Genomic DNA, 15,583 nt, shown 5'->3' with positions numbered 1-15,583 from the left:
TGATCGTATGAAGAAAATTTCTTCAGCTGAAATTAAGAGAGGCCAAGCACTATCCTTTCGTATCCCTTCGGATACGCCTGACCATATAGTGAAGCATTTACAAAGGTTAAAGGAAACAGAGCGGAGAAACTTCTCCAGCTCTATAGCTGAGTTTGTGATTCAAGGGGTAAGTCATTCATTTTCACGTGAAAAAGAAACCGTGACGATTCCCCTTCCTAAGAAGTTAACAAAGGCTCAACGTGATTGGTTAAAGCATGAGCACTCTGAGGCAATGCTCGGCAGCATTATTTATCAGTTGATTTCGGACCCGATCAGGGCCACTTCCTTACTTGCATCTTTAAATAGTAATTCCTTGGATATTGATGAAGCCTTATACCTTCAGGAGGAGCCTTCTGTTTCAGCGAACAAGGGGGAGCTCCCTGCTGAATCGGATACTTTTGAGGAGCTTGCGGCCAGTTTGGATGACACGGATATGGAAGATGACCTAGAATCATTTGACTGGGATACTGCCAAGAAGCCAGAACTGCCTGAAGTGGAAGCGAAGGATGAAGAACTTGATCCCGATGATCTGCTTGGAGGATTTTTGGCAAATATGAACAAATAAACTTGAGCCCCGCCTTTTTAGCAGGCGGGGCTTTGTTGATTAATGCTGTTTGTTTGGTAGTTTTTGACTTTGATGACCTTTGCTTTGGCGTTCCTTATTGTCCTTGTCCTTTTGTTGTCTTTCATGGAGTTTTTCAACAAATTCATGTGTAGTATTGTCTTCCATCTAGAAGTACCCTCCTTTTTAAAAATGAACCATAGTTATTCTGTCCCGTGCAGCGATAAATATGTAATCCCCTTAAATGGAGAAATCAGATATAAACTCATAGATCAGTCATACATATTAGATAAAGTCTTTTTGACTAGGCTGTTTTCATTAGGAAAGATATTAGGCTATTAATAGAGATAGGTGGTGGGCTGATGGAGCTGCCTGCTGATATTGTTCTTGAGAGCGGTATCCTTAATGATGCATTAATCCTAAAAAGAGAAACGCTGTACAAAGGTATGAATGGGCGATTGGTCGAACGTTTTTTTATTGCTCCTACAAGAAGCTATATTTTTAAACCATTAACCAATAATGGTCAGTTAGGGAAGGAGGTATGGATTCACCAGCATATTCTCCCGCGGTTTCCTGCAATCTATCCGAAGGTTATTTCCTATAAAATAAGTGAAGAACCTGAACTGAATTGGATGATACTAGAGGATTTAGGTGCACTAATTCATTACTTTAATGAAACTAGTGTCCTAGAAGTTATTAAATGGGTGGCCTGGTGGCATTCCCTCCCAGTTAGTGAGTTTCCAAATGTACCGACAACGGGGTTAAAGCCTCAAATGGAAGACATTATTACGGAAGTTGGTTCTTATAAAGAAGGGTTTCTCCATCTGGTATCTAGTCTAGGGATAGAAAGAGAGTCTATTGAACGTGTCTACTCTCTTCTAAAGGAAAATAATTTTTCTAAAAGGCAAGTTTTATCCCATGGTGATTTACATTTAGGTAACTTTTCTATAGTGAACAATGAACTAAAGATTTTGGATTGGGAGCATACCCATTTGAATTTGCCTTATTGGGATTTGTACCATCTAATTGATATGTCGCATCCTCTTTTTCCTAAAAGGGTTACACCTGAGCTTCGGACGCAAATACTAAAGGATTATCTTTTTCATGTGACTTTTGAAATAGATCATGACTCTTTTATGAGAGAGTATTATTTATTTTCGGCTGTCTTTTCGATTTGGATGATTGGACTGATTAGGAAGGACCTTCAAGCGAAGGATGGGAAATGGCCAGAGGAACAATTGAAAGGGCAGATGGAAGAAACTATATTAAGTTTAAAGCAGTGTGCAGGAGCGCTCTGATGCATTAAAAGCTAACCCTTGATGGGTTAGCTTTTTGTCTTGATTGATTATGCCTTTTGCTCCGTTAGCTTGATGATTTCAATAACGGTTTGGGTTGCTTTTACCATATTTTCAACAGAGATAAATTCAAATTTTCCGTGGAAATTCTCGCCGCCTGTAAAAATATTCGGTGTTGGCAGTCCCATAAAGGATAGCTGTGAGCCGTCGGTGCCGCCGCGGATTGGTTTGGTGATTGGCTGGATACCTAAGCTCACCATCGCTTCATGGGCAATGTCGACAATCTCCATGACGGGTTCAATTTTCTCTCGCATGTTGTAGTATTGGTCATTCATTTCTAAGACGATTCTATCGGTGCCATATTTCGCTTGCAGCTCATTGATAATGGCTTGCAGTGCCGCCTTGCGGTTATTAAACTTTTCCCGGTCATGGTCACGGATAATATAGTGAAGACGAGTTTCCTCCACATCTCCGTTAAAGGCAAGCAGATGAAAGAAACCTTCGTATCCTTCGGTATGTTCAGGTGCTTCCTGTACTGGCAGTTTACTATGTAACTCCATGCCGATTTTGATGGAGTTAATCATTTTGTCCTTTGCTGAGCCTGGATGAATATTGTTGCCTTTAATGGTGATTTTGGCGCCGGCAGCATTAAAGCTCTCGAATTCTAGCTCCCCTAATGGACCGCCATCAACGGTGTAGGCATAGTTCGCGTTAAAGGCCGCAACGTCAAACTTATGTGGGCCTCTGCCAATTTCTTCATCTGGTGTGAACGCAACGCGGACCTTACCGTGCTTGATTTCCGGGTGCCCGATGAGGTAGGCCATTGCGGTCATGATTTCAGTCACGCCAGCTTTGTTGTCTGCGCCAAGCAAGGTGGTGCCGTCTGTTGTGATTAAGGTGTGGCCTTTATAGTCTGGCAGGCTGGGAAAGTCTTTTGGTGACATGACTACTTTTAAGGCTGAGTTTAAAATGATTTCACCACCGTCATAGTTTTCGACGATTTGCGGGTTGACGTTTTTGCCGGTAAAGTCAGTGGCAGTGTCGACGTGGGCAAGGAAACCGATGGTGGGTACGGTTTTGTCGGTGTTGGCCGGCAAGGTTGCCATGACGTAGCCATTTTCATCGATTGTTACTTCTTCCATACCGATTTGTTTAAGTTCATCCACTAGCATGCGGAGCAATGTCCACTGCCCTTCAGTGGATGGACAGGTTTCGCTGTTTTCATTTGATTGTGTGTCTACTTTTACATAGGAAGTAAATCTTTCAATAAGCTCATTTTTCAATTTTGCTGCACTCCCCTTTTTTGAGTATGTAATCATGAATATCATATCACTTTGAGGAGGGGGTTACACTTTTTGAAGGCATTTCTACATGGGCAGCACGTGAGATACGTTTTTACTCTCGGATAAAGAACGAATACCCTCGGATAATCGCCGTTTAGTCTTGGATAAAAGGTGAATACTCTCGGATAAGTGTAAATTACTCTCGAACAAAGAAAATACTCTCGGATAATAGCTGGTTTGTCTTGGATAAAAGGTGAATACTCTCGGATAAATGTAAATTACTCTCGAACAAAGAAAATACTCTCGGATAATAGCTGGTTACTCTTGGATAAAAGGTGAATACTCTCGGATAATAGCTGGTTACTCTCGGATAAAAGCAACAAACTCTCGGATAATTGAAATTTACTCTCACATAAAAAAGCATACCCGCAAAAAAGACTCGAGTATGCCTTTATATTTACCCATTAAAAAAACAAACCTATTTAAACATAAAATACGACCGATCCCGGAAGGACCCATCAGACCTCATATCCATACTTTTTAAAATTCGAGTAGCGGTGTGAATTCCGTCCACCCCCAAAAACTCCCGGCACTCCCTATTCGTGATACTCCTCTTAAATATCAAAAACCACTCCCGTAAAGTACGAATATGTGCTTTATGGTCAGTTTCATGGCAAAATGGACAAACCCATGTCCTGGGTGTCTTCACCATCCCAATCCTCCGACATACCAAACACCTTACTCCAGGTTTAAAATCACTAAATGGAATATTATAAGACTCACAGATTGGTTTAGGAATATATATCTGATGACTGTGAAGGAGCTCATTAGAAAGCCATTGAAAGGTATCTAAATCTAACTTTCGATCCTGCCTTGGGATACTTTTTAGAAAAGAAGGAATCAAGTTGGGGAATAAAAGCTTGGTTTCCTTAGGGGGAACAGCAACAATTTGTTTCGGATAAGCCAAAACGACAGCGCCATATAACGGGAGCTGCAGCCCGCGATACTTTAGCCAATCCATGATTAACTCACAATTTCGCTCCAATTGAACCACAGGACTCTCAAAACCATCCTTATGCCCATCCTCTCTTGTCCGGATCAATTGAGGGGGATGATCCTTAAACTCCAGGATTCCACTGATATTTTTAACCTCTAACACCACCCCAAACCAGGGGCTTAACATAAACGTATCCATTTGAAAATGATCAACAGAAGCGGGACACAAATCATGGAAGATATGCTGTTCAAACGAAAAGGAGTACTTACGGAGGACTTCAGCAACACGCTCTTCCCCGCCAATCCCCGCCTCAACCGCTGACTGTTTAGCAGCGAGAACAGGAAAAATTGCATGCCCAGCAGGAATACGGCCTTGAGCGGAAATTATACCTTCAAGTTTCAATGATGGATCTCGACTTTTAATACAAATATAAAAACACCTCCCTAAAAGCATCGTAGCACACCCTCCATAGCTAAACTATTCCCCCTGAATCAATTTCATATTTTTGTAAAAAATATAGGCTGTCACCTATTGACCAGAGTAGTCAACGGGAATATAATGACTTCATTGACTGATGTGGTCAACAAACGAAAAGGAGGGCTGCGCCAGTGTTTTCGAAATTTCTCAACTTAGATACGGAAAAACAGGATCGAATCATAAATGCTGCCATAAAGGAATTTGCCCAGAAAGGATATGATAAGGCTTCGACCAATGAAATCGTGAAGGAAGCGGAAATATCAAAGGGATTGCTCTTTCATTATTTTAAAAATAAAAAACAATTATTTTTATTTTTATTTGACCACTGTATCCAGATGATCAGCGATGATTTTTATAAAAAAATCAACCTAAAAGAGACCGAGTTCTTCGCACGAATCCGGGAGGCAGTTTTAATTAAAATGGATCTCCTCTCGAAATATCCTGACATCTTTAAGTTTATCGAACATGCATACATGGATGATGCCGCCGACATTAAAGCGGAGATAGAGAAAAAGGTTAAAGAACTAAATGAAATTAACTTCGGGAAAATTTACGAGGGCATTGATCTTACCAAATTCCGAGACGATATCGACATACAGAAAATATTAAAGATTATTACTTGGACGTTTGAAAAAATGAGCGAAGAAGAGCTGAATAAAGCCAAATTATCTCCGGGGCATGAAGTTGATTACCCAAAAATTCAGCTTGAAGCCGAACAATACTTCGAGGTATTAACAAAGGTTTTCTATAAATAATAACGAAGGCTTAGGGGGCAGGAACCATGAATGTAATTGAAATTAAAAATCTTACAAAGACTTACGGAAAGTCTAGAGGGATTACAGATATCAGTTTTCATGTGGAACAAGGGGAGATATTCGGTTTCATCGGGCCAAATGGAGCGGGAAAATCGACGACCATCCGCACGCTGCTTTCATTAATTTATCCAACGAGCGGCAGTGCCACAATTTTTGGAAAGGACTGCATTCAGTTTGCACCGGAAATCAAAAAGGAGATTGGCTACCTGCCTTCCGAAGTTTTTTACTATGACAATATGAAAGTTAAGGACCTATTAAAATACTCAGCCAGTTTTTATAAAAAGGACTGCAGTAAGAGAATCAAAGAGTTAGCAGAAATGATGGACCTGGATCTAAATAAAAAGATTGATGACCTCTCCCTGGGAAATAAAAAGAAGGTGGGAATCGTTCAAGGCCTTCTTCATGAACCAAAGCTGATTATACTCGATGAACCTACAAGCGGGCTGGATCCGTTAATGCAGCAGAAATTCTTTGAACTGCTCGAAGAGGAAAATAAAAAGGGCGCTACCATTCTTTTTTCCTCCCATATTTTGAGCGAGGTTCAGAGACTATGCAATCGAGTGGCAATTATCAAAGAGGGCAAGATGGTTACGGTAGAAAAAATAAGCACCTTACAAGAAAACAATTATAAAAAGTTTAAAGTGGAGACGAAGTCGGCCTTAGACCCTAATTATTTTACGATCGAGGGTGTAAATAATTTAGAGGCTAAGGGGAATGTAATCAGCTTTTTATTTAGGGGGAATATCAACACGGTGTTGAAAAAGATAGCTGAAATTGAAATCGTCAATCTGTGGATTGAGGAGGCGGATCTTGAGGAGATCTTTATGCACTATTATGAGAAGGAGGCTTAACCACTATGAATATCTTTTTTCATGAGTTAAAAGCGTACCGGAAGTCAACGATAATCTGGACCTTTTCGCTAATCATGGTGGCATTGCTGTTCTTGTCGATGTTTCCCTCCTTTGCTAAGGATGCGGATGAATTTAAAAAATTATTAGCAGGCTATCCGCTCGCGATGAGGAAGGCGATCGGACTTAATTTGGAAAATATTTTTACCATTTTAGGATTCTATAGCTATGCCTTGACGTTTACTACTCTCTGTGCGGCTATTCAGGCGATGAATATTGGGACGGGAATAGTCAGCAAGGAGGTTCGTGAGAAGACAGCCGATTTTCTATTAACGAAGCCGGTTACGCGCACGCAAATTTTGACTAGTAAGCTGCTTGCTGCTTTCATGTCACTTTTGCTTACAAATGTCATCTATCTAATGGCAGTCAATTTTATCGCTTTGCAGGTAAAGACAGTGGATTTTAGTATGAAAAAGTTCGTGCTGCTGTCAGGGACAATGTTTTTTATCCAATTAATTTTTCTAGCCATCGGCATAATCATTTCTGTGATCATCCCAAAAATTAAGTCTGTTCTGACGGTTTCATTAGCCACCGTGTTTGGATTTTACTTTTTGGGCGTCATTAGTGATACCAGTGGTAATGATGTGAAACGGTATATTTCTCCGTTTAAATATTTTGATAACACCTATATCATCAAACACGCAAGCTATGAGGCCTCCTTTCTTATTGCAGGGTTAGTCATAGTAGTTGTGGCGATTACGGCAAGTTATAGGATTTATACAAAAAAAGATATTCATGCGGTTTAGGAGGTTTCGACAATGAATATATTTTTGAAAGAATTAAAGTCTCATCGTAAATCGCTCATCTTCTGGAGTGTCGGTGTATGTTTGATGGTGTTATCAGGAATGAATAAATATGCTAATTTGTATTCATCACAGCAATCGATGAATGATGTGATGAAGGATATGCCAAAATCTCTTCAGGTGATTATGGGAATCGGGAGCTTGGATTTGTCAAAAGCGAGTGGTTATTATGGCATGCTTTTTGTTTATTTGCTGTTAATGGCAACCATTCATGCTGCCATGCTTGGCGCGGCGATTATTGCAAAAGAGGAGCGCGACAAAACCACTGAGTTTTTATTCGTTAAGCCAGTTTCGAGAACAACGGTTATAACGGCTAAGCTGCTGGCCTCCCTGTTCAATATAGTCGTCTTAAATCTAGTCACTCTCTTTTCATCCATTGCTTTTATGGCTAAATACAGTAAGCGTGAAGAGGTTAATCATGATATTGTCATATTGATGGCAGGGATGTTTATATTGCAGCTGCTGTTTATGGTCATGGGCAGTGCGATTTCGGCTTTAAAAAAGAAATCAAAGAAAGCTGCTTCCCTTTCAGCCGGCGTGCTTTTACTGACCTTTATTTTGTCGGTCGCCATTGATTTGAATGAAGGCATGAAAAACTTAAAGTATTTGAGTCCTTTCAAATATTTTGAAGCAAAAAATGTGATGTATGGCGGCGGACTGGAGCCAGTCTATATGGTTATTTCAGGCTTTCTAATTATCATTTTTACAAGTGTAACCTATTTGTTTTATAAAAAAAGAGATTTAAATATATAAAGACCGGGGGATTCCCCCGGTCTTTTCCTTATTTCTCACGAGCCATTTTAATGAGTGTATTAATATCGCTTGAGAGCTTTGTATAGTTCGTCTGATTGGCTTTAATATTTGATTTGATTCCGTCAATGAGCGGCATGGCCTTTGGATTAGTAATTGTTAAGATTTGAACCTGGCCATTGAAGGCTTTTGTCATTAACTCTTTAGCCTGATCAAGGTTATCATCCGTATTTTGTTTTGACATATCCACTCCATCAAGATTCCCTTTTCCCGAAGAACCTGACGTATTGGTTAATAATTTTTGCTGCATCTCATCATATTTAGTGGAAGTGGCGGCTGCCTGCGCTCTTGCCAGAATAACGGTGTCATCTAAAACAAAAACTTTGATCCCTGTAATCCCTGCTCCGGAAAGCCGCGATTCCAAATGGGAGGAAATTCCCCCATCATGTAAGCTTGAACTCCCAATTAAGCTGTATACGTTGGTCCCCAGCCCGCTGGTTGTTTGATGGTTGGCATTTGTGGTCTTTTTCTTGGCACGGTCCACACTTGGGATCACATCGGGATTGTTTGTTGAGCCAAGGACATGTCCATTTCCTTTTGTGTTTAAGGATTTATCATGCAGTTTGGCAGCATCTACTTGATTTTCCCCTTGATTTGCAGAGCATCCAGTAAGTATTAAAAAAGCAATAACAATGGGTCCACAGCAAAGTTTCCAAATTCTTTTCATGTTTTTGCCCTCCTTTTTTTATCATTTTCTCCTTTCCTTTTATAAGTATGAATGGTTTATTTTGGAACATAATAATGGGAAAGCAAGGATTTTGCTGAAATTTTTGGATAGATGTGATAACAAAAATCTGGAGGTGTACACCATGGTTGAAGAGAATAAAGAAAATCCAGAATCAGTATCTAGAAGGACGTTCATTCGTAATGCGGGTTTAACAGTGGGTGGTCTTGCAGTTGGTGGAGTGATCGGCAGTCTCATTCCCCGCAATAATAAGAACACAAATAATAATACAAAAGGAACACAGACAAAAACAGAAGACTTTAATCAAGCGCTCATGTATTTTACTCCGGAGCAATTCAAGGTCATTGATGCGGCAACAGAGCGGATTTTTCCAGAGGATGACAATGGGCCAGGAGCAAAGGCACTCGGTGTTGCCTATTTTATCGACCATCAGTTAGCGGGGCAATGGGGTTTTAATGGCCGGGAATATATGCAGGCTCCTTTTTATCCAGGTGAAAAAGTACAAGGGTTTCAAGGCCGGTTAAAGCGCAGAGAAATTTTTGATATAGCCATTCGAGAAATACAAAACCACAGCATGGCTGTCTATAAGAAAGATTTCACTGAATTAAAAGGAGAAGAGCAGGATGCCATCCTGAAAGACTTTGAAGGAGATAAAGTGAATATTACCACCATTTCTCCAAGCGGTTTCTTCCAAATGCTTAGAGGTGCCACATTAGAAGGAGCATATAGCGACCCATTATATGGAGGAAATTTAAATATGGATGGCTGGAAGATGAAGAATTATCCAGGCAGCCAGATGGCCTATGCAGACATTATCGATAAGGATTTTAAAAAGGTTGCGCCGCAAAGCCTGAAAAGCCACATGAATCACTAGAAAGGCGGAAGTGCTTAGACGCTAAGCTAGCCGCTAGAAATAATGAGGTAAATTTATTTTAAAACTAAGAAGGTGAATGTATGGCTAGAAAACTGCCGAAAGTTGATGTTGTCATTGTAGGTGTTGGTTGGGCAGGAGGAATTATTGCCAAAGAACTGACCAAAAAGGGATTAAAGGTTGTAGGATTGGAAAGAGGGAAAGAGCGAAAAACGGAAGATTACTTTATGGTCCATGATGAATTACGCTATGCCCTTCGCTATGAACTCATGCAGGACCTCTCAAGAGAAACGATTACATTCCGAGGTAATGAAAGAATACGTGCCCTTCCGATGAGGCAATATGGGTCGTTTTTGCTTGGCGATGGCTTAGGCGGCTCTGGAGTCCATTGGAATGGGCAAACGTTCCGCTTTTTGCCTTACGATTTTGAGATCCATAGTAAAACGGTTGAAAAATATGGTAAAAATAAAATTCCAGCCGATATGTCACTTCAAGATTGGGGAATTACATACGATCAATTAGAGCCATATTATGACCGATTTGAGAAAACAGCAGGTATATCAGGGGAAGAAAATCCTCTCGCCGGGAAACGATCCGATAAATACCCGACCCCGCCAATGAAAAAGACACCTGCCATTCAGATGTTTGAAAAGGCAACAAAGAATATGAAACTTCATCCGTATATGATGCCATCAGCGAATCTATCGGAGTCCTATAAAAATCCAGATGGGATCCAGAGATCAGCATGTCAATATTGCGGCTATTGTGAGAGGTTTGGCTGTGAATATGGAGCAAAGGCTGATCCAGTTGTGACCGTTATACCTGTTGCTAATAAAACAGGTAACTTTGAAATAAGAACCCACTCCAATGTAAGACGCATATTAAAAACGGGTAACAAAGCTACAGGTGTCTTATATACAGATGTGACAACGGGTGAGGAAATTGAACAGCCTGCGGATATTGTGGTAGTAACAAGCTATGTGTTTAATAATATTCGCCTGCTTTTAATGTCTGGAATCGGCAAGCCATATGATCCTAATACGGGGACAGGCGTGATTGGGAAAAATTATGCCTACCAAGTGATTAAAGGGAATGCTATTGGATTTTTTGATAAAAAAGAATTTAATACCTTTGCAGGTGCTGGGTCGCTGGGAATGGTGGTCGATGATTATAATGGTGACAATTTTGACCACAGTCATGTGAATTTCATACATGGCGGGATGATTTCACTTGCGCAAACAGGCTTAAGACCGATACAAAACAACCCTGTTCCAGGAGGACAGCCAACCTGGGGTAAAGATTTCAAGGCTAATTCGGTTAAATATGCGAATCGCTTTTTAACAGTTGCCTCTCAAGGTTCTTCAATGCCGTTTAAGCGTCATTTTCTCGATCTTGATCCAACCTATAAAGATGCTTTTGGCGATCCGCTTATCCGTATTACCTTTGATTTTGAGGAGCAGGACCGTCAGATGGCCAAATTCCTTGCAGGTAAATGTGCAGATATCCTAAAAGAAATGGGTGCAGACCATATTGATTCGATGAAAGATTTAGGTCCATATGATATTACCACCTATCAATCCACCCATAATACTGGTGGTGTGATTATGGGAGCTGACCCGTCAACCTCAGCGGTAAATAATTACCTGCAAATGTGGGACATGGATAACCTGTTTGTCATTGGTGCATCGGCTTTCCCTCATAATTCAGGTTATAATCCGACCGATACAGTCGGAGCCTTGGCGTACCGTGCAGCAGAAGGTATCATTAAATATCGTGATAAGGGCGGCCAGGTTGTATAAGTAATGCTTGATGATAGATTTACCTATACGTATAGTGCTAATATGAAAATATAAAATAAAGGGAGAGAAACTCTAATGACAACTCAAAATGAAAACGCTGCATTGCCGCCAAAAACCTGTTCGATCGAACGTTTAGTAACAATGGAAGCCGATGTAAAAAAGGTATTGGCTGGAGAAAAAACAGCTACCCGCCGAAATGGCCGCTATGCAGACCCAGGTGAAATCATGACGCTTGAAGGCCGCCAGTTTGTGGTTGAAAAGGTATACTCACAGAGCCTAGGCGAGTTAACAGATGATGATGCCCGCCGCGAGGGCTTCAACACAGTGGAAGAATATAAACAATCAATTCTTTCTTACCATCCCGGCATGCCGTGGCTTCCACAGATGCGAGTTTGGGTGCACGAGTTCCGTCCGGTCCAAGAATAATAAGGTTAAAAGGTCCATTTAAATATAAATGGGCCTTTTTCATTTTTTCATGCTTAAAAATTGTTTTATTCCGGTAATCGAAATTATAATAGCTTTAGTTAATGTTGCTAAAGGTTAGGTGAGAGCATGAAGTTTCTATCAAAATACATAAAGAAATATTGGAAGTCTTTTAGCATTGCTGTACTATTTCTCACCTTCGAGACAATTAGTGATTTGATGCAGCCAACGATTATGGCTAAAATCATCGATCAAGGTGTGGTCAACAGGGATATTCATTATGTTTTGAAAATGGGCGGCGTGATGCTCTTAATCACGGCTTTCGGTGCCATCAGTGCTTCTACCCGGAGCATTATCGCGAGTATTGTTTCCCAAAACTTTGGAACCGAACTTCGGTCGGATTTGTTTAGAAAAATTCAAACGCTTTCGTTTAAAAATCTAGACAAGTTCAACCGCGCCTCCTTAATTACCCGTTTGACAAACGATGTGACCCAAGTACAGGTATTTGTGAACGGGTTGATGCGAATCTTTGTTAAGTCTCCGCTTCTTGCGATTGGCGGCCTCGTGATGGCAACACGTCTCAATCTGCACCTTTCTGTTGTCTTAGCCGTGGTCGTACCGATTGTCGCTTTATTAATTGTCCTTAATTTGCGTCTTGGATTTCCTCTCTTCTCAAAGGTTCAAAATGCCTTAGACCGAGTGAACTCCGTGATGCGGGAATATTTATCTGGTGTTCGTGTGGTCAAAGCTTTTAATCGCTTTGACGTTGAGATTGGCAAGTTTGCCAATGCCAATGAACATTTTAAAGATCAATCAATCGCCGCTGGGCGTTTGATGGCTACTTTCAGTCCATTGATTATGCTGACGGTGAACCTTGGGATTGTTGTCGTCCTTTGGATCGGGGGCCTAGGGGTGGAATCAGGTCATATTCAGGTTGGACATATTATTGCCTTTACCAACTACATGACGCAAATTCTATTTTCTCTTATGATAATTTCGATGGTCTTTAATATGTTTGTCAGGGCAAGGGCATCAGCCGGAAGGATTAATGAGGTATTTTTACAAGAGGATAGTATTTTACATGAAACTCAGGCCTCACCGCCGCCGCATGTTCAAGAAACTGGCAGAATTGATTTTGAAGATGTCACTTTTTCTTATGAAGGAACCCGGGGAGAGCCCATCCTAAAACATATAAATTTAACGATTCTTCCAGGGGAAACGGTGGGCATTATCGGTTCAACCGGTTCAGGGAAAAGTACCCTCGTTGGGTTGATTCCCCGCTTTTATGATGTGACAAGCGGAACGATTAAGGTAGATGGTCAAGATACCTCACGTATTCATCCGCACAGGTTAAGAGATAAAATAGCGATTGTCCCGCAAAAGAATATTCTATTCACCGGAACGGTGGCGGAAAATATCCGTTGGGGGAAAGAAGAGGCTGCGGATGAAGAAGTAAGGGCGGCAGCGGCCATTGCTGGAGCGGATGATTTTATTGCTGCCTCACCAGAGGGTTATGAAACCATGATTGGCCAGGGCGGTGTTAACTTTTCCGGCGGGCAGAAACAGCGGATATCCATTGCCAGGGCTTTAGTTAAAAAACCGAGTATCTTAATCTTAGATGATAGTACCAGTGCAGTGGACGTTGCCACGGAGGCGAAAATAAAAGCTGCCTTGAAAAAATATGCAAAGGGCCTTACCTGTTTATTAATTGCGCAGCGAATCACTTCTATAATGGATGCGGATAAAATTGTTGTTTTAGATCATGGGGAACTGGTAGGTGTTGGCACCCACAGTGAATTACTGGCAAATTGCCGGGTCTATCAGGAAATCTATCAATCACAGATGGGTAAGGAGGTTTTGTAAATGGCAAAAGAAAATGAACAGGCCCAAACTACCCCTCCTCCCCTTAGACCGGGTGCTGCCCACCGTTTTCGAGGCCCTGTGGTTAAACCAAAAAACTTTAAGGGTACATTAAAACGCTTGTGGCATTATTTCGGCAATGAGCGAAAAATGCTGAGCTTCATTTTTCTCTTTATTATCGTTGACGCCGTGCTAATGCTGCTAGCCCCGTACTTAATCGGTAAGGCAGTCGATGCGATGAGCCTGAACCACGGTAAAGTCGATTTCAATGTACTTGAAATCATCATTATTGTGTTAACCTGCGCTTACGTTGGAGATGCAGCTCTCACCTTTTTACAGGGCTGGCTGATGGCTGGTGTGGCGCAAAGAGTAGTCAAGCGCCTTCGTGAGGCCATCTTCCGAAAGCTGCAAAAGCTGCCCATTTCCTTTTTTGATTCCCGGACGCACGGGGAGCTGATGAGCCGCCTATCAAATGATGTCGATAATGTTAGTAATACCATCTCCCAGTCCACGACACAATTAATGAACGGACTGATCGTGATAGCTGGGTCCTTAATTATGATGATTATTCTAAGTCCTATTTTAACGGTGGCCAGTTTAATCACCGTTCCGCTTGTTTTTTTATTGACGAAGACCATTGCCAAAAGGACGAGTGTTTTATTTAAGGAGCAACAGGTCCAGCTTGGTAAATTAAATGGCCATATTGAAGAAACCATCTCCGGCATTGAAGTTGTGAAGGCCTTTAATCACGAAGATCAGGTGATTGAGGAATTTGAATCGGTTAATACGAAGCTTCGTGATGTTGGCCTTAAAGCGCAAATTTGGTCCGGTTTCTTAATGCCGATTATGAATGTCATCAATAATTTTGGCTTTGCGATTGTTGCAGTGATCGGCGGGATTCTGGCAGTTAAAAGTATGGTGACAGTTGGAGCGATTGCGAGCTTCATTACTTATTCACGTCAATTTGTCCGGCCGCTGAATGACCTGGCTAATATTTTTAACATCCTCCAGTCCGGTGTGGCAGGAGCCGAGCGTGTCTTTGAAGTCCTTGATGAACAAGAAGAGGTTGTGGATCGGCCACAGGCAGTTGAGTTGAAAAATCCAAAAGGTCATGTGGTTTTTGAGAATGTCAGCTTCGGCTATCGCCCGGATGTCGCGATTATTAAAAATGTTAACTTTGAAGCAAAAGTGGGCAGCAGTACGGCCCTTGTTGGTCCGACAGGTGCCGGAAAAACAACGATTGTGAACCTGCTGACTAGATTTTACGATGTCACAGAGGGAAGAATCCTGCTTGACGGACGGGATATACGTGAGTACACACGGGACAGTTTGCGAAGATGCTTTGGTTTTGTTCTTCAGGATACATATTTATTTTCTGGGACCATTAAGGAAAATATTAAATACGGCAAGCCGGATGCAGATGATAAAGAGGTAGAACTGGCGGCCAGAATGGCCAATGCTGATGTGTTTATTAACCGTCTGCCAGACAAATATGAAACGATTTTATCAGAAAATGGGGGTAACCTAAGCCAGGGCCAGCGCCAGCTGTTAGCAATTGCCCGGGTGATATTGGCAAGACCGGCACTGCTGATTTTAGATGAGGCCACCTCAAGCATTGATACAAGAACAGAGCTTCACATCCAGGAGGCCTTGCTTAAATTGATGGAGGAGCGTACGAGCTTTATTATTGCTCACCGTTTAAATACTATCCGTGATGCAGATACGATCATGGTGATCGACAATGGGCAAATTATTGAAAAAGGAAGCCATGAGGAATTAATGGACACTAGAGGCCGATATTATCAGATGTTCTTTAATCAATTTAAGAATGTCGATGAAGCAATTGGTTAGGTTAAATGGCCCTTTGTTTCTGTAAAACTTATCAAGGTAGAAGTTAACTAACTACTATATTCCTGATGTCTAGCCGACCGAGATGCCTCAAATTTATAGATGAAG

The 15,583-nt window shown here is 41.4% G+C and carries 15 protein-coding genes; 11 read left to right on the top strand and 4 right to left on the bottom strand.

Features of this window, described 5'->3' with window-relative positions:
* Window positions 1-7: 7 nt before the first annotated feature.
* A complete protein-coding gene (locus CVD27_RS14810; RefSeq protein WP_101648682.1) occupies window positions 8-604 on the top strand; it encodes a hypothetical protein in 597 nt (198 codons plus the stop codon).
* Window positions 605-643: 39 nt separating this feature from the next.
* On the opposite strand, the gene CVD27_RS14805 is transcribed toward CVD27_RS14810, so the two are convergent.
* Window positions 644-769, bottom strand: a complete 126-nt coding sequence (locus CVD27_RS14805) for a DUF4023 domain-containing protein (protein ID WP_101648681.1) — start codon at window positions 767-769, stop codon at window positions 644-646.
* Between the two features lie 194 nt (window positions 770-963).
* On the opposite strand from CVD27_RS14805, the gene CVD27_RS14800 reads away from it, so the two are divergent.
* Window positions 964-1,899 (top strand): phosphotransferase, encoded by a 936-nt coding sequence (locus CVD27_RS14800; RefSeq protein ID WP_101648680.1) that lies wholly within the window; start codon window positions 964-966, stop codon window positions 1,897-1,899.
* 47 nt (window positions 1,900-1,946) lie between these two features.
* Here the strand turns inward: CVD27_RS14800 and pepT are convergent, their stop codons facing one another.
* Window positions 1,947-3,179: a peptidase T gene (gene pepT, locus CVD27_RS14795; protein WP_101648699.1), complete on the bottom strand. Its 1,233-nt coding sequence runs from the start codon at window positions 3,177-3,179 to the stop codon at window positions 1,947-1,949.
* Between the two features lie 478 nt (window positions 3,180-3,657).
* Window positions 3,658-4,578, bottom strand: a complete 921-nt coding sequence (locus tag CVD27_RS14790; protein WP_257984368.1) for a nuclease-related domain-containing protein — start codon at window positions 4,576-4,578, stop codon at window positions 3,658-3,660.
* Window positions 4,579-4,784: 206 nt separating this feature from the next.
* Here CVD27_RS14790 and CVD27_RS14785 point away from each other — a divergent pair, with 206 nt between their 5' ends.
* From CVD27_RS14785 to CVD27_RS14770, 4 genes are read left to right on the top strand one after another with little or no spacing between them, the layout of a single operon-like run.
* A complete protein-coding gene (locus CVD27_RS14785) occupies window positions 4,785-5,408 on the top strand; it encodes a TetR/AcrR family transcriptional regulator (protein ID WP_101648679.1) in 624 nt (207 codons plus the stop codon).
* Between the two features lie 26 nt (window positions 5,409-5,434).
* Complete coding sequence (locus tag CVD27_RS14780; RefSeq protein WP_101648678.1) at window positions 5,435-6,319, top strand: ABC transporter ATP-binding protein; 885 nt, start codon at window positions 5,435-5,437, stop codon at window positions 6,317-6,319.
* Window positions 6,320-6,324: 5 nt separating this feature from the next.
* On the top strand, window positions 6,325-7,122 hold the full coding sequence (locus tag CVD27_RS14775; protein WP_101648677.1) for an ABC transporter permease subunit: 798 nt from the start codon (window positions 6,325-6,327) through the stop codon (window positions 7,120-7,122).
* A gap of 12 nt (window positions 7,123-7,134) precedes the next feature.
* The gene (locus CVD27_RS14770) at window positions 7,135-7,932 is read left to right on the top strand and encodes an ABC transporter permease subunit (protein WP_101648676.1); all 798 of its coding nucleotides are present in this window, start codon (window positions 7,135-7,137) and stop codon (window positions 7,930-7,932) included.
* A 28-nt stretch (window positions 7,933-7,960) separates the two neighbouring features.
* Here the strand turns inward: CVD27_RS14770 and CVD27_RS14765 are convergent, their stop codons facing one another.
* Complete coding sequence (locus CVD27_RS14765; protein WP_101648675.1) at window positions 7,961-8,656, bottom strand: hypothetical protein; 696 nt, start codon at window positions 8,654-8,656, stop codon at window positions 7,961-7,963.
* A 142-nt stretch (window positions 8,657-8,798) separates the two neighbouring features.
* On the opposite strand from CVD27_RS14765, the gene CVD27_RS14760 reads away from it, so the two are divergent.
* The 5 genes from CVD27_RS14760 (at window position 8,799) to CVD27_RS14740 (ending at window position 15,478) form a co-directional block, all read left to right on the top strand.
* Complete coding sequence (locus tag CVD27_RS14760) at window positions 8,799-9,548, top strand: gluconate 2-dehydrogenase subunit 3 family protein (protein WP_101648674.1); 750 nt, start codon at window positions 8,799-8,801, stop codon at window positions 9,546-9,548.
* Between the two features lie 80 nt (window positions 9,549-9,628).
* Window positions 9,629-11,344 carry a GMC family oxidoreductase gene (locus CVD27_RS14755; protein ID WP_101648673.1) on the top strand — a complete coding sequence of 572 codons (1,716 nt, stop codon included), beginning with the start codon at window positions 9,629-9,631 and terminating at the stop codon, window positions 11,342-11,344.
* A 75-nt stretch (window positions 11,345-11,419) separates the two neighbouring features.
* Complete coding sequence (locus CVD27_RS14750) at window positions 11,420-11,770, top strand: ASCH domain-containing protein (RefSeq protein ID WP_101648672.1); 351 nt, start codon at window positions 11,420-11,422, stop codon at window positions 11,768-11,770.
* Between the two features lie 126 nt (window positions 11,771-11,896).
* Window positions 11,897-13,630 carry an ABC transporter ATP-binding protein gene (locus CVD27_RS14745; RefSeq protein ID WP_101648671.1) on the top strand — a complete coding sequence of 578 codons (1,734 nt, stop codon included), beginning with the start codon at window positions 11,897-11,899 and terminating at the stop codon, window positions 13,628-13,630.
* Window positions 13,631-15,478, top strand: a complete 1,848-nt coding sequence (locus CVD27_RS14740; protein ID WP_101648670.1) for an ABC transporter ATP-binding protein — start codon at window positions 13,631-13,633, stop codon at window positions 15,476-15,478.
* Window positions 15,479-15,583 lie beyond the last annotated feature (105 nt).

This window comes from Neobacillus cucumis, from assembly GCF_002860255.1.
In the GTDB taxonomy this organism is placed as follows: domain Bacteria; phylum Bacillota; class Bacilli; order Bacillales; family Cytobacillaceae; genus Neobacillus; species Neobacillus cucumis_A.
Note: the sequence above shows the minus strand (reverse complement) of the source record. Positions and strands in the feature narration are given on the sequence as shown.